Raw genomic sequence first — 20093 nt, 5'->3', positions numbered from 1 at the left:
TCCAATACGACAGCCTATTCTGACTTAAATCTCACATTTTTTCAAAATCCCAAGTCCCATTGGATATGGTCCTGTGTGTACACCGATTGTTGCTCCAATTTGCATAGTTTCCCACGTTTCAATATTATATCCTTTATTTTTCAAGCCTTCTCGCAGTTCTTCCTGGAAAGCATCAAATTCAGGTACCATCAGACCAAGCCCTGTAACAAGTGTATATTGATTTAAATCTATTTTCTCTTTTTCTACATAATCTAAAAATTTCTCAATAATTTTATGAAGGGATTTCTTTCTTCCTCTGCAAAGCTCTGTAGAACCCAACTCCCCATCACAAAAACGGAGAATTGGTTTAATATTCAACATACTGCCTGCAAGACAGGCTGCTTTTCCAATTCTTCCGCCATGTTCTAAATACTTTAAATCCTTTGTAGTAAAAAAGATTTGTCCTGTATTTCTGATTTTTTTCAATGCTTCCACTGCAGTTTCCAAATCTATATCCTGATTTCGCAATTTCACCGCTTCTTTTACAAAAAGTCCCTGCAGCGCTGTAACAAGCTGAGAATTTACAACCTCTATTTTTGCCTGAGGAAATTCTTCTTCTACCGCTTCCTTAGCATTCACTGCCGCCTGCATAGAACCGCTAAAGTTCTTAGTAAGACAAATACATAAAACCGGTAACCCTTTCTTCACCAACGGAAGAAAGGCATCTATATAATCCTGTACAGAGGGCATGGAGGTTTTCGGGTAGCAGTCAGGATTATCTGCCATCTTCTGATAAAATTCTGTAATCCCTGCTTCTTTACCCTCTCTTAAATAATTTTCTCCATCAAAAGAAACATAAAAAGATACTACAGTGACTTCTTCCTGTACTGTATAACTCTCCGGCAAATCACAGGAGCTATCTGTAACAATTCCAAATTTCATTTCTTTCCAGCCTTTCTTGCTTTTCCTATTTTATTCTGATATGATTTTACTAAATGTTACAATTGTAACATTTACTATTCTCGAAAACAATATCTAACAGCCCAACTGTGACAAAAAGGAGGTTTTTGTTTCATGGAAACAAAAGAATTCACAAAAAACTGTATCATGGAAGCACTTCTCCAACTTATGCATATAAAAAATTATAATGATATCTCTATCACCGATATCACAAAACGTGCCGGCGTTTCCCGGATGTCCTACTATCGGAATTATAAATCTAAAGATGATATTTTATTAGACTACATGTATCGGATTTTAAAGGAATATGTAGAAGATTTAAAAGATCCTGCTTTCTCTTCTAATTTCCAGACCTACGAGCACATTTTAAACAGCATGAAATATCTTCAAAAGTACAAAGACTATGTACAGTGCATCACACAGGCAAACCGCTCGCAAATTCTTCTCTATGGACTTGATTTATATATGTTAGAAGTTACGCAGACACAAAACACATCTTCTTTGGAAAGATACGAACTCTACTACTATTCCGGTGCCTTGTATAACATCTTTATGCACTGGCTCCAGGAAGACATGAAAGAAGACGCAGAGGTAATTGCTTCTTTAATTTATAACCATATTAAAAATCACCGGTTTTGTGAAATCCACAAAAGAGAAGAAAAATTTACAAAATGATTGACTTCTTTTTCTTAACAATGATAGAGTGTTAGTTGGACAAATTAAGAGAATATCAATTCTAAGGAGAAAAGAAAATGCAAAAGAAACAAAATTATTCCAGTCCCTATGAGCTGGAAGGAAAAATTCCCCTTGGGCAGGCGATTTTATATGGTCTGCAGCATGTCATGGCCATGTTTGTAGGAAATTTAACGCCTGTTCTGTTAATTACCGGCGCATGTGCTCTGAGCGGAGAACTTCAGCTTCAAATTATTCAAAATGCGATGCTGATGGCAGGAATTATTACACTGTTACAGATTTTTACTGTTGGACCGGTGGGGGCAAAGCTTCCTATTGTAATGGGAACAAGTTCCGGTTTTATCGGAGTATGCAGCGGTGTGGCAGCTACCATGGGACAGGGAATTGTTACCTATGGCGCTATCATTTTTGCCAGTTTTATTGGTGGATTATTTGAGACCGTATTAGGATTTTTTCTCAAACCACTTCGCCGTTTCTTCCCGTCACTTGTGACCGGAACTGTAGTAATGGCAATCGGACTTTCTTTGATTTCTGTTGGGATAAACTCTTTTGGAGGGGGAAATAACAATGGCGATTTTGGCTCTCTTCCCAACCTTTTTGTCGGAACTGTAGTTCTTGTAACTATCATTCTGTTAAAACACTTTACAAAGGGCGTTACCAGTACAGCATCTATTTTAATCGGAATTATTGTAGGTTATATTGTTTGTGGAATTATGGGAATGATTTTACCTACAACCTACCAGTATGTTGATCCAAACACACAGGAAACCATCACAAAAACATGCTCCTGGGTTCTTGACTTTTCAAAAGTAAGGGATGCAAGCTGGTTTGCAGTTCCTGCATTTATGCCTTTTGGGTTCAGCAAGGATATGATTGATCTTCGCGCTATTGTTCCAATTGTGATCATGTTTATTGTAACGGCTGTAGAGACAGTTGGAGACACTTCTGCTATTACAGAGGGCGGTCTTGGAAGAGAGGCAACAGATAAAGAACTGTCAGGCTCCGTTATCTGTGATGGTCTTGGTTCTTCTATTGCTGCATTCTTTGGTGTACTTCCTAATACATCCTTCAGCCAGAATGTGGGATTGATTGCAATGACCAAAATTGTCAATCTGTTTGCAATCTCAACCGGAGCTATTTTTCTGGTACTCTGCGGATTATTCCCGAAATTAGCCGCAATTGTGCAAATGATGCCACAGAGTGTACTTGGTGGTGCTGCTGTTATGATGTTTGCTTCTATTGTTGTCAGCGGAATTCAGCTTGTAACCAAAGACGGTGTCAGCAATCGTACTGTAACCATTGTATCTGTAGCATTAGGTCTTGGATATGGTCTGGGAGCAAATACTGAAGTACTCTCTAACTTGCCTCAATTTGTAGAACTGATTTTTGGCGGTTCAGGAATTGTTCCTGCTGCAATTATTGCTATGATTTTAAATATTGCAATTCCACAGGACAAAGAAGCTGCACAATAAAGATTTCGGCACTAAATAATACATAAAACCGAAGAGGCTGTCGCATTAAGTACCATATCCCGAATACTTGTGGATAATGTTTGAAGCGACAGTCTCTTCTTATTTTCACAAAAATTCAAACAATTATGTATGTAAAAAAATACTTGCAATTTTCACAAACTATGCTATAATTCTATTTAGTCAAAATGACATGGGCGATTTCCCGAGTGGCCAAAGGGGACAGACTGTAAATCTGCTGGCAACGCCTTCGGTGGTTCGAATCCACCATCGCCCATCATAAAAGACTTGCCGCAGTGGCGGAACAGGCAGACGCACAGGACTTAAAATCCTGCGGGACTTATACTCCCGTACCGGTTCGATTCCGGTCTGCGGCATTGGTTAAAAGAGAGAGAAGCGTTGATTTTACAGCGTTTCTCTTATTTTTTTGCTTCCAAAAGTTTGAACACCTTTGAACACCTTATGAGGAAATCCCCAGTCTTTGAAAAGCAAAGCGGTCATTCTTCCTCTTGTTGACGTTCCGTAAATAGTGAAGTGTGGTTGCCGTTTCGCTATGCCCCATTAAATAACTCAAGGTTGTGAGATTATTCCCGTCAAAGGTTGTGGAAGCATTGTAGAAACGGATTTTGTGACTGGAATGGTAAGGAACACCAGCTTCATTGCAGTAAATGTTAATAGAAAATATCTGAATATCCAATAAAAAGATTAACAAGGAAATATGACAGCAGATTATACTTAAAGGCAATACAGTATGAAAAAGGGTATGCAGAGATTAGTAAAGAGGTAAAGGAAATAATGTTTGCGTTAGGTGCAGATTTATGTGGTATAGCAAGTATAGATAGGTTTGCTAATGCACCGAAAGGCTATCATCCCTTAGATGTGTTTCCAGCATGTTTGCAAATTCTGCTCGAACGGTACGCCTATTCTGAAATCGGCGGTACATTCATTCTGATTTAGCGGTACGCGTTTTCTGCTCAAAACGGTACGTTTTTCCTTTATTATTGTGATGTAACTATTATTCATCACAGTGCAAAGGAGGAACTATTATGCACGACTACAATACTATTCTTGGAGTCATAGAACTTCGGCTCAGTAAAGTCAGTTATGACTCTGTACAAAAACGTTACCGGATCGGACGGAGCGGGATTGCATTGATCATGAACCGCTACAAGGATTCAGGCTTATCATTGGATGATCTTCGACAAATGCCAGCCTCAAAGGTGGTTGATCTCATCTATCCAAAAGAAAACCTTCGACATAAGGATATTCCACTGCCTGATTTTGAAAAAATACATGAGCAGATGATCCAAATGGGAAAACATGCTGACTTGAGTTTTCTATGGATTGATTATAAAAAAGAGCATCCTAACGGTTACCAGCTTGCTCAGTTTTATAAGCTGTATCGTGATTTTATGGTAGATACTTATGGTACTTCAAAAACATCTATGCCTGTGGAACGGATCCCTGGTGAAAAGATGTATATTGACTGGGTAGGTGACCAGCCGGAACTGCTATTGGATACAACAACTGGCGAACTTCGGAAAGTTCACATTTTTACAACTACACTTGGTTTTAGCAGCCTTGTTTATGCAGAGATCTTTCCGGATGAAAAACTTCCACATTTTATTACCGGCACAGTACATGCACTGTCTTATTATGGGGCAGTTCCTAAATATCTTGTCCCGGACAATCTGAGAACAGCTGTTACCAGGCATAGTAAAGATGAACTTGTGCTGCAGTCAGCTTTTTCAGATCTGGAAACTTTTTATGATACGATTATTCTGCCGTCACCACCAAGGAAACCGAAAGGTAAACCAACAGTTGAAAATCATGTGCGTTTCTTGGAGACGCATCTGGTAGAAGAATTAAAGAAAGATACTTATACTTCTCTGGAAGCTCTGAATGCTGCGGTCAAAAAGATCGTAGCAGACATCAACCAGCGTCCTTTCCAGAAAAAATCTGACATTCGGAAATCCCGCATGAATGGATTCGAAAAGTACGACAAACCGCGTATGAACCAGCTTCCAGGCGAAAGTTATACACTTTGTGATTATAAATACTTTCTTAAAGTTCCAGATAATTACCATCTTGAGTATGATGCCCACTACTATTCTGTATTGTATACCTATAAAGGGAAGCCTGCAATTCTTAAGGCTACAATGACGGAGATACGGATCTGTGATGAGTATAACCGGCTGATCTGCCGCCATCCAAGATCTTACCGTGATTTTCCTCTTTACATTACAGATGACAGTCATATGCCTCCAGAACACCTATATTACAAAGAAGTGAATGCACATGACGGAGCTTATTACAGACGATGGGCATCTGTTTATGGAGAATCTATGGTAACTCTTATTGACAGGATACTCCGCAGTTCCAAGCATGAGGAACAGGCATACAACAGCTGTGCCGGTGTACTCCATTCCTGTAAAGATGTTCCTCACAGGCTGGTTCAGGAGGCTGCTGAGAAATGCGTAGAAGCCAATGCCTGCAAGTATTCTTATTTCAAGAAAGTACTTAGCATGGTTCAGAATAATCATTCCAGCAGCGCTATAAACGGAACCGGAAAACTTCCTTCCCATACAAACATCCGTGGAAAGGAGGCATACAAATGAGTTCATCCCATGACATTACATTAACACCTCAGGAGCAGGCTCTGATCATGCGTCTGAAGAGTTTCCGTGTTCCAGAAATGGCACATATCCTGGAAGAACAGTTGAAAGATCCCAATGCAGATCTGAACACTTTTATGGAACGCATGACAGCAATGGTTGATGCAGAGTGGCAGGCGCGAGCAGATAAACGTTTTAATCGTCTGATGAAAGAAGCGCATCTGCGATACCCAGCGGCGGATCTTGACGAAACTATTTACCGTCCAGAACGTCAGCTTGATACCCAGACAATAGAGCGACTGAGTACCTGCCATTGGATAGAGGAAGGAAAGAATCTCATTGTAACAGGATCTTCCGCCAGTGGAAAAACTTATCTAATCAATGCTTTTTGTGTAACTGCAATGAAGCAGTCTAAGAGTGTAAAGTATATAAAAGCGAACACTCTTATGAGCGAAATGGAACAGACACGTATCAAATCCACAAATCTGGATTACCTGAATAAGCTGACCAAGCTGGATCTTCTTGTAATCGATGATTTTGGCCTTATGGATCTCGATCTTGATAAATGCCGGGATCTTTTTGAAGTCCTTGACACCAGGGATGGAAGAAAATCAACTGTAGTCATCTCACAGTTTCCAGTCAGTACATGGTTTGATATGTTTGCTGATAATACCTACGCTGATGCGTGCCTTACACGAATCACAGATAAACATCATACATATCGTCTGGAAATGAACGGTATAAATATGCGTGAAACAGAATGATATCATCTAGCGGTACTTCGTACCGTAAAAAATGGAATAGCAGTTCCGCAGTAGCGGAACTGGCATTCCGTTTGAGCGTAATTTGCAAGCATGTAAATCAGTAATTTCATTTGGATGTAGATTTCCAGTAGGGACACTTATCTGCAAATCAGATGTTCCATATACGAGGGTAAGAAATTCTATTACGCCTAAATTGGATGCAATAGCTTTGGATTTTTGTATTGAAATGAAAAAAAGCATATAGCTCAAGCGGCTGGACTGGGAACAATAGGAAGACATTCGTTGTTAATAACGCCAGAATATGGAAGTATGATTTGGTTAGGCGCAGTGTTACGTGAACAGGAGTTTGAACCTGATGAAATGAAAGAGTCTATCTGCAATAATTGCGATTTATGTGTTAATATTTGCCCCATCAATGCGCTGGAAAATTCAGAAATACAACAACAATCTTGTTGGGATTTTGCATTTGGAGATGATGAGGAAAAGCAGATTTGGAGAATATCTTGTCATAAGTGTAGGGATGTTTGCCCATATAACTTAGGAAGTCAAAATTCGATTGTGAAAAAAATATGAAAATGCCCTCTTCAATCTGATGTAAATAAATTCCAGCAGGTTTATATGTTTCTTTATAATGTCAACAATAAATTTTATGGATATGAATACTACCTCAGCAATAAGGTTTTTATTATTAGGCATTTCATTTTTACTTTTATCAACTACACATTTGAAAAATGATAAATAAGTACAAAGCTTAGTTTGTAATAGATAGAGGGGTTTACAGCTTTTTTCTTTTTCTCAAAAAGTTGCACAGTTTAAAAATTTTCTTGTATTATATGGATAGATATGTTATATTTGTAGTAGAAAAAAGGGAAAACCAGAAACACACGGTCTACCCCAAAACAGTAAATGCTTTTACCTCAAATGAGGTTTGCCGTCACTATTGGTAGTAGTGGCGGCTATTTTTTTCCCTTGAAGATTGTATAACACAATCCAATAAGGGCAACAATGAATATTCCAACCTGAACCAAGTCCTGATATGTAACATACATTGGCATCGCCCTCCTTTCCTCTTTGGTTTGGAGGGTTTGCCCCTCCTATATAGGAGGGTAGACCGCCTTTATGTGCTCTAGCTTTCCATAAAATCAGTATAACACAGGTCATTTCGACCTGCAATTACTATCTTTTTTCTATTCTTCCAAAATTCCTCTTACAATAATAGCTCCATGAGAAGGTACTTCCAAATGCAGCACCCCACCCTTACACTCATATATTTTTTTCACCAGGCTGTAGCCAAAATCACCTGTAACCATCAACTGTTTAAATTTCTGTGTTTTTATTCTGGAAATTCCCAGTTCCCACACTGAAATCTCCATATTTTTTGTTTCATTGCTATTGTTAATCACAACCACAACTTTCTCTTTTTCTGTAAATCTTCCATAAACAAGCTGTTGGTAATCATTGGCAATAAACTTTAAAGAACCCTTTATTAAAGAAGGATTTTCTTTATGAATTCTTATCATATCTCTATGGAACTGAATAAGCTCTTTATCTTCTCTGCCCCAAGGATAAGTACGTCTGTTATCAGGATCAGTAAACCCACAGACACCGGCTTCGTCTCCGTAGTAGATTGTAGGCGCTCCCGGCCATGTCATCTGCATGACAACTGCTTCTCTGAGTACTGCTTTGTTTACATTTCGTTCCGCTGCCTCACTTCCCAGTTCTCCCACGCGGCCCACTACATGATTGGTTCTTGTAAGAAATCGGGAATGATCGTGGTTTGAAAGCTCATTCATAGCAGTATATAATGACGGAGCATAAAAACTGGCTCCGTGATAATTCATGGCTCCAATAAAGCTGTCACTATTTCCAAACATACCATCCCTGTATTCATCACTATGCTTCTCCATACCGGTTAAAAACCAGGTTATGGGCTCCATAAAAGCATCATAGTTCATTACTGTATCCCACTGGTCACCTGCAAGCCATGATCTTGCATCCCCATAGTGTTCTGCCAAAATAATAGCATCAGGATTTGCTTCCTTTACATTTCTTCTGAAATCTCGCCAAAACTGATGGTTATACTCTTCACTATGCCCCAAATCCGCAGCAACATCAAGACGCCATCCATCCACATTATAAGGCGGTGACACCCACTTTCTCGCAATATGCATAATATACTCATATAGCTTCGGTGACTCCTCATAATTTAATTTCGGAAGGGTATTATGTCCCCACCAGCCATCATATTCATTGCTCTGGGCGCCATGAAAGCGGAAAAAGCTTCGATAAGGACTATCTGTTGATACATAGGCTCCTTTTTCATAGCCACTCTGATTTTCATATATTCGTTCTCTGTCTAACCACTTATTAAAAGAACCACAATGATTAAACACACCATCTAAAATAACGCGCATACCTCTCTTATGAATTTCCTCTACCAGCCTTGCAAAAAAAGCATTACTGGCTTCCAGATTTTCCTTTGCAGTAACGCGCTGAATATACTTAGATGCATGGGCGTTTTCTTTATCCCAATCTGCCAGTGGTTCTCCTCCGTCATTTACAATTTTCCCATAGTGAGGATCAATGTAATCATAGTCCTGAATATCATACTTATGATTGGAAGGTGAAACAAAAATAGGATTAAAATATATAACATCAACCCCCAGTTCCTGCAGGTAGTCCAATTTATTCATAACTCCCTGCAAATCCCCGCCATAGAAATCTCTTACATCCATTGCTCTGGGTGGAGTATTCCAATCCTCTATCTTCTGAACCTTTTCGTCAATATAACAATACTCATTACTTACCACGTCATTTGAACCATCACCATTGCAAAAGCGGTCCACAAAAATCTGGTACATCACTGCCCCTTTTGCCCATTCAGGGGTATGAAATCCCGGCACAATTCCAAAAGAATAATGATCATCAATTTCTTTTGTAATACCAATTTTGTTATAATAACACTGAATTTTTCCGGAAATGATTTCAAAAAAATAACGGATCGATTGTGCTCCTAGTTTTATATCTGTTCCATAATAGTCAAATCCGTCCTTGGTCCCTAACATTTTCATTCTCTGGCGAAGATTTCCCGCCACCAGATATACAAAATCCACATTATTACTTTTGGTTCGAATTCTGATATTTACTATATCCCCCGGCTCCGGTTCTGCCGGCGTTCTATAATTTTCAGTTTCATCACTAAATACTGCACGTTTATTAAAAGCAGGCCGCATATTGGTCACATATTCCTGAATTTTTCTTGTCTCTGCCAAGTGTTCGTAATCCATACTGCCATCCTCTCTATTTATACCGACTTATTTTGCCGAATTATTATCTACTATTATTCTATCTTACCCCATAAATATATACAACTGTTTTTTGTTTCTTTTTATATAGTAAAAACGCCAATCTTTCGATTGGCGTTTTTGGAGAAGGTATTTCTTCTTATGGGGTGTAGCAAAAACTATATAATGTATTGGGGGGTTTTTACAGTTATTATAATATCATGTAGCACCCAAAAAGTGTGCACAATCTTACATTTTTTTTTAACATTTTTTTGAGTATTTTTAACATGGCTGTTTTCTTCTCCCCCGAAAATCATTCAGTATTCTGCCTAATTCTTTATAAAAACAACGCTTCAAACTCGTTTCGATTAATTTTTTCTCTTTCAATCAAAAGCTCTGCACACTTATGAAGCACATCCTCATGCTCTGAAATAATCTCTTTTGCCTTTGCATAAGCTTCGTCTATAATACGTTTTACTTCGCTGTCAATAAGAGCTGCGGTCTGTTCTGCATAATTCCTTGTATGTGCTAAATCTCTGCCAATAAAGACCTCATCATCATCGCTTCCATAATTAATCATACCTACTTTATCAGACATACCATATTGCGTTACCATTGCTCTTGCAGTCTGTGTTGCCTGTTTGATATCCTGAGATGCTCCTGTTGTTACATCACCGAAAATCATTTCTTCTGCTACTCTGCCTCCAAGAGAAACTACAATATGCTCCAGCATTTTGTTCTTACTGTTGAACATCTCATCTTTTCCCGGAAGAGGCATGGTATATCCTGCGGCTCCCATCCCTGTAGGAATAATGGAAATAGTATGAACCGGCTCCATTTCCGGCAGGACATGGAATAAAATGGCATGCCCTGCTTCGTGGTATGCGGTAATTTTCTTTTCTTTATCAGAAATAACACGGCTTTTTTTCTCTGCACCAATACCGGTCTTAATAAATGCCTGACGGACATCTTTCTGATTGATGAAAAATCTGCCATCTTTCGCTGTAAGAATTGCAGCTTCATTCATTAAATTTTCTAAGTCTGCGCCGGTATACCCTGCAGTAGTTCTTGCAATCTCCTCTAAGTCTACATCTTCCCCTAAAGGCTTCTTTGCCGCATGAACCTTCAAAATTTCCTCTCTGCCTTTTACATCCGGTCTTCCTACGCCTACTTTTCTGTCAAAACGTCCGGGACGCAGAATAGCCGGGTCTAAAATATCTACTCTGTTTGTAGCGGACATAACAATAATGCCTTCATTGACACCAAATCCATCCATCTCTACCAGAAGCTGGTTTAAGGTCTGTTCTCTTTCGTCATGTCCTCCGCCCATTCCTGTTCCTCTGCGTCTTGCCACAGCATCAATTTCATCGATAAAAATAATACACGGCGCATTTTTCTTTGCTTCTTCGAATAAATCTCTTACACGGGAAGCACCTACACCGACAAACATCTCTACAAAATCAGAACCGGAAATAGAAAAGAACGGAACACCGGCTTCTCCGGCTACTGCCTTTGCAAGAAGTGTCTTACCTGTTCCCGGAGGTCCTACAAGAAGCACACCCTTAGGAATTCTGGCTCCTACTTTTACATATTTTTGAGGTTCTTTTAAGAAATCTACGATTTCTTCCAGCTCCTCCTTCTCTTCCTGCAAACCTGCTACATCCTTAAAAGTCACTTTTTTATCTGCATCTGTGGACATTTTAGCCCTGCTTTTTCCAAAGTTCATCATTTTGGCATTGCTGCCTCCTGACATCTGGCGGTTCATCATGCTGATTACCAAAAACAGCATAAATCCCGTCAGCAGTAATGGAATGAGTGTAGACATCCATGTATTATCTCCCGGCACCTGACCTATTCTCACATTGTGAACTCCTCCATCCATGAGAATATCCTGTACTTCTTCTAAATTAAGAGCATAAAAATGTTCTTCTTTACCATCTCTTAGACGTATTGTCACCTCTCCTGTGGGAACTTCCTCATTAGGCTGAATAAAAGCCTCTGTAATCTGCTTATCCTTTACTGCCTGCTGGAATTCCTCCATTGTATAGCTGGAATTCTGCGTTGTCTGACGAATGATCACACTTCCCACGCACAGCACCAGCAGCAGGAGCAACAGTGGTGTTATCCAGTTTCTCGCCTGCTTATTCACGTTGTCGTTTCTCCTTTCCGGTTATGAAAGCTCAACCACACCAATATATGGAAGATTTCTATATTTCTGTGCATAATCCAGTCCATATCCCACTACAAATTCATCTGGAATATTAAAGCATACATAATCTACATTTACGTCTTTTACTCTGCGTTCCGGCTTGTCAAGCAGAGTGCACAGACGAAGGCTGTTTGGATTTCTCTGTTTTAAGATTTCCAGAAGATGACTTAAAGTTCTTCCTGAGTCAATAATATCCTCTACGATTAAGACGTCCTTTCCTTCCAGGCTTTCATCTAAATCTTTTACAATACGAACTACTCCACTTGAACTTGTTTCATCTCCGTAGCTTGAAACAGACATAAAGTCCATAGTAACAGGAACTGTAATTCTTTTTGCAAGTTCACAAGTAAAGAATACTCCACCTTTTAATACACAAATTAAATGAACTGTTTTTCCTTCATAATCTTTGCTGATCTGCTCTCCGATTTCACGAATTTTCTTTCCTACTTCTTCTTCGCTTAATAATACACGGATTTTTTCACTCATTTTCCTCTACTCCTTTTACCTGTACTTTTAATATTTGTTTTGTCTGACTGGTAACTTTATAATTTTCACTGATACGATATCCCACAACCCATAAGATATGGGAGCCATCTGCCAAAAGAGTCAGTTCATCTCTCTCTTGTCTTGGAATTTTACAGTCAATCAAATAGTCTTTTAATTTCTTTCGTCCGCCTTTATCATTTACCACCAGATAATCTCCCTGCAAACGATGGCGAACACTCAGACTATTCTTTATTTTATCATAATCAAACCATTTCGTATATGTTTTTTCCGGAATTTGCTGTTTTTCATAAGGGAATACTTCCCATTCCAGAGCATACATTCCATTTTTTTCTTCTTTCCTGCGCTGAATATGAACATCTCCATACACCTGACTGGCCGTCAGCCCCCATGCCAGAGATACCGAAGCTCCTGTCCTTCCTTTAAAAAGCCCTCGTACTGCCTCTATATGTGCTGCAGTTATATTCTTTTTCCCTTTTGATGCCTTCTCTAAAACACGCATAATCAAGTATGACTGCATAATTTCTTTTTCCAAAAAACATTCTTTGCTGATACAAAACGCATTTTCTGTTCTTTTTACATACTTTCCATAAAGTATATCCGTTTGCTCCTGAAGATATTCTTCTATCTTCCACATATTTTCTGCGGCTCTTCCAATACAGGAAACAGCCTGAGGATTGATTTCCTCCATCATCGGAATAATCTGATGACGAATTTTATTTCTGGTATATTCCATTTCCATATTGGTACTGTCTGTTACCCAGGAAATTCCCTGCTCTTTCAAATATATTTCAATCTCTTTCCTTTTCACAAACAGGAGCGGACGAATATATTCCCTGTTCTCCCCAGCTACAGGGCGTATACCGCCAAGTCCGGCTGCTCCCGTCCCCCTCATAAGATTATGCAGAACCGTTTCCGCATTGTCATTTTCATGATGTGCCAAAGCGATAATCTTCTTTCCCGGCATTTTAATATTCTTTATAGCCTCAGAAAAGGCCTCCCTTCGAATATTTCTGCCAGCCTCCTCCAGAGAAAGTTTACTCTCTGCTGCAATTTGAGGCACATTGTAATGAAATACTGTAAAAGGAATTCCCTGTTTCTGACAAACTGCCTTTGAAAATTCCTCATCACGCACTGCTTCTTCCCCTCTGATATGATGATTAACATGTACTGCATAAAGCTGAAAATCCTGCTGTTTTTCATACTCTTTTAAAAGCTTCAGCAGACATACAGAGTCTGCCCCTCCGGAAACCCCTACAATTACATGACTGTTTTTTGGTATCATCTGATATTTTTCTATACAAGAAAATACTTTTTCTTCTGTTTTCATGGCTATTTTTAATTCCTCCATAATCCTGCCGCCAACACGGTCATGTCATCTGTCGCACAATAGCCGCTGTATGTAAGCACTCTTTCTAAAATCCCCCGCCCCAGCTCCTGTGCTGCACTGGCATTGGTCTGTAAAATAATCTCTTTCATAATTTCTTCCGCCTGTCCTTCCGGCAATGCATCCAGCACTCCGTCTGTGACCATAATCAGAAAATCCCCTTCATAAAGCTTTTTCGTAGAAGACTCAAAATCTGCCTGCTGCACCAGCCCCAAAGCAAGACTGGTAGATGAAATCGCCTCTACCCAATGATCCCTCTTAATAAACGTAGTCGCTGCTCCCGCCTTCAGGAAATGGCACATTCCAGAATACAAATCCACCATTGAAATATCTACCGTGGAAAATCTCCCATTTTTCGTCTTTAAGTTTAAAACAGAATTCACCATTCGGGCAGCTGTTTCTCCTGAAAATCCAGCCTCAATAAGTTGTTCCAGAGTATCCACAATCCCTTCACTTTCCTGACATGCCTCAAGTCCGGAGCCCATGCCATCAGAAAGACACATAAAAAATTGTCCGTTTTCTTCTGTAGTACAGGTATAATTATCTCCTGAAATTGTTTCCTTGTCTTTGGTTATTTTCACCGCTCCGTAAAGCATCTTAAAATTCACTTTTTCTGCAAACCCCAAAACAGAAAATTCTCTGTTAATCAATGTCTTTCCGGACTCCTTTGGTATCATACGTGTTTGACACAGCTTTGAAAGCACTGCTGCCGCTTCCCCTGCCGGCACACAGCCGCCTCCCTTTGTCCGAAGCTCTGCATAATACCGCAGCTTTCCGTCAGGCTGTTCTAAAAACCACACATTCCGAACCTGGATGTGATGTTTCTTTAACCGCCGGGCAAATTCTTCACGAAATTGAACATCTGCTTCCACCATGTCAAATAAATCCCGTGACAACACTTTCATAAGTTCTGCCATCTCCCCAAGTTGTTCTGCAACAGCCACCCGGTTTTCCAGAAGTTTGTTATTCCATATTAAATTCTGTCGTTCTCTGTCCATCATCCTTTGTAATTCCTGCACCAGTTTCCCCTGATTTATGCAAACCTCTGTCAAATCAGCTTTTGCCTTTCTGAATTTTTCCTCGTCATCTTCTTCCATAATGCGCAGAAGGCTGTAAATTCTCTGATAGGACTGAACGGAATTCTGTTTCCAGCAGACCTGGTTGAAACGGCATCTTTTGCACAGCCCTTCCTGCACTTCACGAACCATTTCATCAATCTCTGAACTGGAAAGATAATCCTTCCTGTAAGGCATGCCATAAAAACTGTTTGCCAGTTTCTGAAAGGATTCTGCATAGCGCTGCATTTTTTCTTTTTGTGGGTGATGTTCGTAGGCCAAAGTAGCCGCACTTTTTTTCATCTCTGAAAAAATAGTTTTTGCCATGTCACGTAATATAAGCAGTACGCTGATTACGAGCATGGCAATCATCCATTCCTGCATCTTCTTCCCTCCCTGAATAAGCAACCGCTATCAAAAGAGTATTATAGATGCTTTTTTCTTTAAACTTTGTCAAAAACAGTCCCCAAAATCAAAAAACTTTCAGACAAAATTTGCAGTTTATTCCTGTTCTTTAAATACAATTTCATTGTCTTTTACAAGTCCCAGTTTATCCCTTGCGACCTCTTCTGCATATTCGTCTGTTTCCATATATTCTTTCATATCGTCAATTTCTTTTGTGCGCTCTGTTTCTTCTGTCATTTTGTCGTCCAGCTCCTGCATCTCCTGCTGGTACTGGGAAAGCTGTTTCTCCACAGAAATGCTTTGCATCATCATTGCAACAAATAAAATTGCCACAACACAAGTAATACTAAGCATCGCAATCCTGTTTTGAAGATTTCTTTTTTTTCGTCTCTTCATTTTTACACTCTCTAATATTTCTTATCATTTTTTGTTTACATATAAAAATTTTAACTCTATTCCATTGAAATTTCAACCTTTTTCTCCACTTTCGTATGGGTGTCAACACTTTTTCAATCATATATACAGCCAGCTCAAACAATAATTTACCCGGACCTGCATGATAAGACCATGCTCCTATTCCAATTGCAAGAAGAGCATAGCTCCGAATAACTCCATCATTTTCTGTATATATAACAAAAAACAGAAAAACTCCTGTGAAACACCAGTAAAAGATGTCTTCCAGCCCCATCCAGAAAGAGGTATGTATAATAATTCTCCTGATTATGCGGAGTATATCGTAACATACAGCTAAAAATACACCTGCCAGAAAGGTGCGTCCAAAAAAGAGGAGTTCCTGATACATATACTCACTCATAGGCTATTGGAACAGCCTCTTTAAGACGCCTTCTCCTCCTCTTGCTTTTGTAGTTCCCTGGCTGTAAAGCAGACTGTCCACCTTTCCTCCTATATCAACTTCCTGCTTTTCTAAATCAAGTCTGGTGACATGAAGTTCTTCTCCTTTTACAAGCAAAATTCCGGCTTCTGTTACAAGACTTATTTCTTTTTCATCAAAGGACTGCACATCTTTTACGCCTGTAATGCTGCCTTCTTTGCGGTCTGTAAGCTGAAGTTTGTGAACTGCCTTATGCTGCTTTTCTTCCAAAATGACAATCCCCCACATCTTTTCTTTATGAAAGATTATATGGGGGGATAAAAACAATTATTCCATTTTGCTTACAGATACTTAAAAAGTTCACTGGCCGCTTCCTTCTTGACTGTTTCCTGCACATCCAGCACTTCTACACGAACATTTTTACTTCCAAACTGAATTTCCAAAATATCTCCTGCTTTGACCTGTGCAGAAGCCTTAGCCGGCTTGTCATTAATCAATACTCTTCCTGCGTCACAGGCCTCATTAGCTACTGTTCTTCTCTTAATCAGTCTGGATACCTTTAAGTATTTATCTAATCTCATAATTTTCTCCTATGAAATGAAATAATAGAAAAGGAGACGCCAAAGGCATCTCCCATTCTATGCTCTTATGCATTTACTAAATCTTTTAAAGCTTTTCCTGCTTTGAATTTTGGAGATTTAGATGCTGCGATTGTCATTGTTTCACCTGTCTGTGGGTTTCTTCCTTCTCTCGCTGCTCTTTCAGAAACTTCAAAAGTACCAAATCCAACTAACTGAACTTTTTCACCTTTCTGCATTTCTTCGGATACAACATCAATAAACGCTTTTAAAGCTAAATCTGCATCTTTTTTAGATAACTGTGTTTTTTCTGCCATAGCAGCAACTAATTCTGTTCTGTTCATGAGTATTTCCTCCTAAATAAATTTAGCACTTAGAAAAAGAATTCTAATTCGCAGAATTCTCCGCACTCTATACGCGCACCGTCGTTTGCGGTCTACTGATATTTATACCTTTTTTCCCTGGGTTTGTCAAGCATATTACCCTTATTTCCAGAGGTTTTACATCATTGTATCTATCAGCTTTTTCACATCTGCTCCAAGAGCTTCTGACTTCTCATCTGCGTCCTGCAAAGAAGTACCTTTAATACCATAATAAATCTTAATCTTAGGCTCTGTTCCAGATGGTCTTACGCATACCCAGGCATCATCATTTAAGTCATAATACAATACATTGGAATTTGGAAGTCCTGTAGCTGTCGTTTCTTTTGTTTCCATATTTACAATGGTATCTGCTTTATAATCTCTCGCAGATAAAACTTTATATGCACCGATTTCTGTCGGTGGATTTTTTCTCAAATTCTCAAGGATTGTCTGAATTTTTTCAAGTCCTTCAATGCCTTTTAAAGTAATAGACTGAATATCATCTTTATAATATCCGTATTTTTCATACATAGCTACCATTGCATCCCACAGAGTCATACCCTTTGTCTTATAATAAGCTGCTGCTTCACAAAGTGCCATTGTAGCAACAATAGCGTCTTTATCTCTTGCATGTGTACCGATAAGACAGCCATAGCTTTCTTCAAATCCAAACAGATAGCTTCCTTTTCCTTTTATTTCAAAGCCTAAAATCTGCTGTCCAATATACTTAAATCCCGTTAATACTTCAATAAATTCCACACCGTAATATTTTGCAATAGCTGCTGCCATATTTGTTGTAACAATGGTAGAAATTACAGCTCCATCTTCCGGCAATTTTCCTAAAACTGCTTTTTTCTGTCCTAATTCATAATCCGCCAAAAGACAACCGGACATATTTCCTGTAAGAGTATGGTATTCCCCTGTTTTACTATCCTTTACACGTACACCAAGACGGTCTGCATCCGGATCTGTTGCCAAAACCAGGTCTGCATCAACTTCCTTAGCCAGCTTCAGACCTAATTCAAAAGCTTCATCTGCTTCAGGGTTTGGATAGCTTACTGTTGGGAACTCACCATCCGGAAGCTCCTGCTCTTTTACAACATATACGTTTTCAAATCCCAGCTCTTTCAAAACACGTCTTGCAGGAATATTTCCTGTTCCGTGAAGTGGACTGTAGACAATTTTTAATTCTTTTGCCATTGCTTTAATGGCATCTGCATGAATAACCTGACTCTTTAACGCCTCCATATAAGCATCATCAATCTCTTTTCCGATTACAACAAAAAGACCTGCTGCTTTTGCAGCTTCTTCATCCATGGTCTTTACTTCATTATAATCAGCAACCTTTTGAACCTCTGCCATAATACCGGAGTCATGAGGAGGTGTAATCTGTGCGCCATCTTCCCAATATACCTTATAGCCATTGTATTCCGGCGGGTTGTGGCTGGCTGTAATATTGATACCTGCAATACATCCTAATTTCCTTACTGCAAAAGATAATTCAGGTGTCGGTCTTAAAGTTTCAAAAATATAAGCCTTTACACCATTTGCAGCCAGACAAAGAGCCGCTTCCTTTGCAAACTCCGGTGACATACGGCGTGAGTCATAAGCAATAGCCACACCTTTAGCCTGTCCGTTCACTGCCGCAATATAATTTGCAAGCCCCTGTGTTGTTTTTCTTACTGTATAAATGTTCATGCGATTTGTCCCTGCACCAATAATACCTCTAAGACCTGCAGTTCCAAACTCTAATTCTTTATAAAAACGCTCTTTGATTTCATTATCATCATTCTCAATAGCTTTTAATTCCGCTTTTGTATCTTCATCAAAATATGAATTTGTCATCCATTCCCTGTAAAGTTCTCTATAATCCATTTTCCTACCTCCTGTGCAGTTTTTTACATTATACCCTATCCTTTTGGAAATTTCAAACACTGCACAGCACGCTTTTCTTCTCACACCATACTTTCTACAAAGTTTCTCCAGTTATCATGCTGTGCTGTCAGTTTTTTAAGTTTTTCCAGATTTTTTTCTGAAGTCCAGGCTTTATTATGCGTATAATAATAATTTGCCAATTTCCAATATTTCTCAGGGTACGCAAATCGAACACGCAGGTTTTCAAGCTCTTCTTTTGATAGTGGCTTAATTTCCTGATATTTATTCAACATATTTTTCCCAATTTTGAAATCCCAATCGTGTTTTTCTAAAATTTTCCGCATGAACTGATATAAATCAGCTGTCTGTACATCGTAATTCCAGCTGTCAAAATTTGTAACGGCAACTTTCTGTTCTGCTTTCTGCTCCAGCAGCCACACATTATGCTGGTTATAATCTCCATGACAAACAGTTCCCTTTTCCAGAGCATTCGCCTTTAACTTCTCATATTGAGAAGTTTCCAAACTTTTCAAAGCTTCTTCCCCATGTTCTAAATATCCTTTAATGCTATCTAGAAATTGTAATTCAAAGTCATTCTTTTTTCGTTTTACAGAAACAAATTTTCGAATTTTCCTAAGTTCAGCATTATGGCGCTGAAATTCCCTGCTTAAAGGTTCTTTCGCATAATGCATCTGCGTCGGCATTTGCATAACTTTATGTAAAGCTGCCATTGCCGATATGCCGGCATAAATATCCCTCTCACTTCTGGTATCACACTCTCTTCCCTGATACCAGCGTTTCACAATATACGAAACATTCTCCTTATCCAGAGAAATATAATTTCCCTCCTGATTTGCCAGAATTTCGTCTGTCAAAACTTCGCCGGACTTTGAAATAGAAGACAATAATTCCGCCTGATATTCTAACTTTCTTTGAGTGCCTAAAAACTCCCTTATCAGTACAGTTCCTTCTTTCGTATCGCAGATTAATGCCCCCCTTCCGCGATATACAGCCGTGGCTTCTAAATCATACTGTTCTAAAACACTAAGCCCTTTGTCATACAATCCCATTTCCCCTTTCTACTACCACATGTTCCTTTCATTGTATGCACCAAAACTCAAG

General features: G+C 39.1%; 18 protein-coding genes and 2 tRNA genes. 7 read left to right on the top strand and 13 right to left on the bottom strand.

Annotated elements, in window-relative coordinates; genetic code table 11:
- Window positions 1–24: 24 nt before the first annotated feature.
- Window positions 25–921, bottom strand: a complete 897-nt coding sequence (locus BQ7352_RS06360; RefSeq protein ID WP_072447954.1) for a DegV family protein — start codon at window positions 919–921, stop codon at window positions 25–27.
- Window positions 922–1053: 132 nt separating this feature from the next.
- Between BQ7352_RS06360 and BQ7352_RS06355 the strand changes: the two genes are divergently transcribed.
- From BQ7352_RS06355 to BQ7352_RS14785, 7 genes are all read left to right on the top strand, one after another.
- Window positions 1054–1614, top strand: coding sequence for a TetR/AcrR family transcriptional regulator (locus BQ7352_RS06355; RefSeq protein WP_072447952.1), 561 nt, complete (start codon window positions 1054–1056; stop codon window positions 1612–1614).
- A gap of 77 nt (window positions 1615–1691) precedes the next feature.
- The gene (locus BQ7352_RS06350; RefSeq protein ID WP_072447950.1) at window positions 1692–3104 is read left to right on the top strand and encodes a uracil-xanthine permease family protein; all 1413 of its coding nucleotides are present in this window, start codon (window positions 1692–1694) and stop codon (window positions 3102–3104) included.
- Between the two features lie 192 nt (window positions 3105–3296).
- Window positions 3297–3378: transfer RNA gene (locus tag BQ7352_RS06345), tRNA-Tyr, on the top strand.
- Window positions 3379–3391: 13 nt separating this feature from the next.
- Window positions 3392–3478, top strand: a tRNA-Leu gene (locus BQ7352_RS06340).
- Between the two features lie 669 nt (window positions 3479–4147).
- Complete coding sequence (locus BQ7352_RS06330; RefSeq protein WP_072447383.1) at window positions 4148–5719, top strand: Mu transposase domain-containing protein; 1572 nt, start codon at window positions 4148–4150, stop codon at window positions 5717–5719.
- Window positions 5716–6480: an ATP-binding protein gene (locus BQ7352_RS06325; RefSeq protein WP_072447385.1), complete on the top strand. Its 765-nt coding sequence runs from the start codon at window positions 5716–5718 to the stop codon at window positions 6478–6480. Before BQ7352_RS06330 ends, BQ7352_RS06325 begins: the two co-directional genes overlap by 4 nt.
- A 282-nt stretch (window positions 6481–6762) precedes the next feature.
- Window positions 6763–7053, top strand: coding sequence for a 4Fe-4S binding protein (locus BQ7352_RS14785; protein ID WP_072447948.1), 291 nt, complete (start codon window positions 6763–6765; stop codon window positions 7051–7053).
- A 614-nt stretch (window positions 7054–7667) separates the two neighbouring features.
- Here BQ7352_RS14785 and BQ7352_RS06315 read toward each other — a convergent pair.
- The 12 genes from BQ7352_RS06315 to BQ7352_RS06260 all read right to left on the bottom strand — a co-directional run bounded on the left by BQ7352_RS06315 (window position 7668) and on the right by BQ7352_RS06260 (window position 20041).
- Window positions 7668–9767, bottom strand: a complete 2100-nt coding sequence (locus BQ7352_RS06315; protein WP_072447946.1) for a glycoside hydrolase family 13 protein — start codon at window positions 9765–9767, stop codon at window positions 7668–7670.
- A gap of 334 nt (window positions 9768–10101) precedes the next feature.
- Window positions 10102–11913, bottom strand: a complete 1812-nt coding sequence (gene ftsH, locus BQ7352_RS06310; RefSeq protein ID WP_200791373.1) for an ATP-dependent zinc metalloprotease FtsH — start codon at window positions 11911–11913, stop codon at window positions 10102–10104.
- A gap of 21 nt (window positions 11914–11934) precedes the next feature.
- Window positions 11935–12459 (bottom strand): hypoxanthine phosphoribosyltransferase, encoded by a 525-nt coding sequence (gene hpt / locus BQ7352_RS06305; protein ID WP_072447944.1) that lies wholly within the window; start codon window positions 12457–12459, stop codon window positions 11935–11937.
- On the bottom strand, window positions 12452–13828 hold the full coding sequence (gene tilS, locus BQ7352_RS06300; protein WP_072447942.1) for a tRNA lysidine(34) synthetase TilS: 1377 nt from the start codon (window positions 13826–13828) through the stop codon (window positions 12452–12454). The genes hpt and tilS overlap by 8 nt, the downstream gene beginning before the upstream one ends.
- Entirely contained in the window at window positions 13816–15303 is a 1488-nt protein-coding gene (locus tag BQ7352_RS06295) for a SpoIIE family protein phosphatase (protein ID WP_072447940.1), read from the bottom strand. The genes tilS and BQ7352_RS06295 overlap by 13 nt, the downstream gene beginning before the upstream one ends.
- Before the next feature lie 117 nt (window positions 15304–15420).
- Window positions 15421–15720 carry an FtsB family cell division protein gene (locus BQ7352_RS06290; protein ID WP_242948544.1) on the bottom strand — a complete coding sequence of 100 codons (300 nt, stop codon included), beginning with the start codon at window positions 15718–15720 and terminating at the stop codon, window positions 15421–15423.
- Window positions 15671–16126 carry a spore cortex biosynthesis protein YabQ gene (gene yabQ / locus BQ7352_RS15140; protein WP_242948543.1) on the bottom strand — a complete coding sequence of 152 codons (456 nt, stop codon included), beginning with the start codon at window positions 16124–16126 and terminating at the stop codon, window positions 15671–15673. Before yabQ ends, BQ7352_RS06290 begins: the two co-directional genes overlap by 50 nt.
- Before the next feature lie 15 nt (window positions 16127–16141).
- Complete coding sequence (yabP, locus tag BQ7352_RS06280; RefSeq protein WP_072447933.1) at window positions 16142–16426, bottom strand: sporulation protein YabP; 285 nt, start codon at window positions 16424–16426, stop codon at window positions 16142–16144.
- Window positions 16427–16497: 71 nt separating this feature from the next.
- Window positions 16498–16737 (bottom strand): RNA-binding S4 domain-containing protein, encoded by a 240-nt coding sequence (locus tag BQ7352_RS06275; RefSeq protein ID WP_004221086.1) that lies wholly within the window; start codon window positions 16735–16737, stop codon window positions 16498–16500.
- A gap of 65 nt (window positions 16738–16802) precedes the next feature.
- A complete protein-coding gene (locus BQ7352_RS06270) occupies window positions 16803–17078 on the bottom strand; it encodes an HU family DNA-binding protein (RefSeq protein WP_004221088.1) in 276 nt (91 codons plus the stop codon).
- Between the two features lie 156 nt (window positions 17079–17234).
- The gene (locus BQ7352_RS06265; protein WP_072447931.1) at window positions 17235–18971 is read right to left on the bottom strand and encodes a phospho-sugar mutase; all 1737 of its coding nucleotides are present in this window, start codon (window positions 18969–18971) and stop codon (window positions 17235–17237) included.
- An 80-nt stretch (window positions 18972–19051) separates the two neighbouring features.
- Window positions 19052–20041 carry a CotS family spore coat protein gene (locus BQ7352_RS06260; protein ID WP_242948542.1) on the bottom strand — a complete coding sequence of 330 codons (990 nt, stop codon included), beginning with the start codon at window positions 20039–20041 and terminating at the stop codon, window positions 19052–19054.
- Window positions 20042–20093: the final 52 nt, after the last annotated feature.

Source organism: Blautia sp. Marseille-P3201T, assembly GCF_900120295.1.
In the GTDB taxonomy this organism is placed as follows: Bacteria; Bacillota; Clostridia; order Lachnospirales; family Lachnospiraceae; genus Blautia.
Note: the sequence above shows the minus strand (reverse complement) of the source record. Positions and strands in the feature narration are given on the sequence as shown.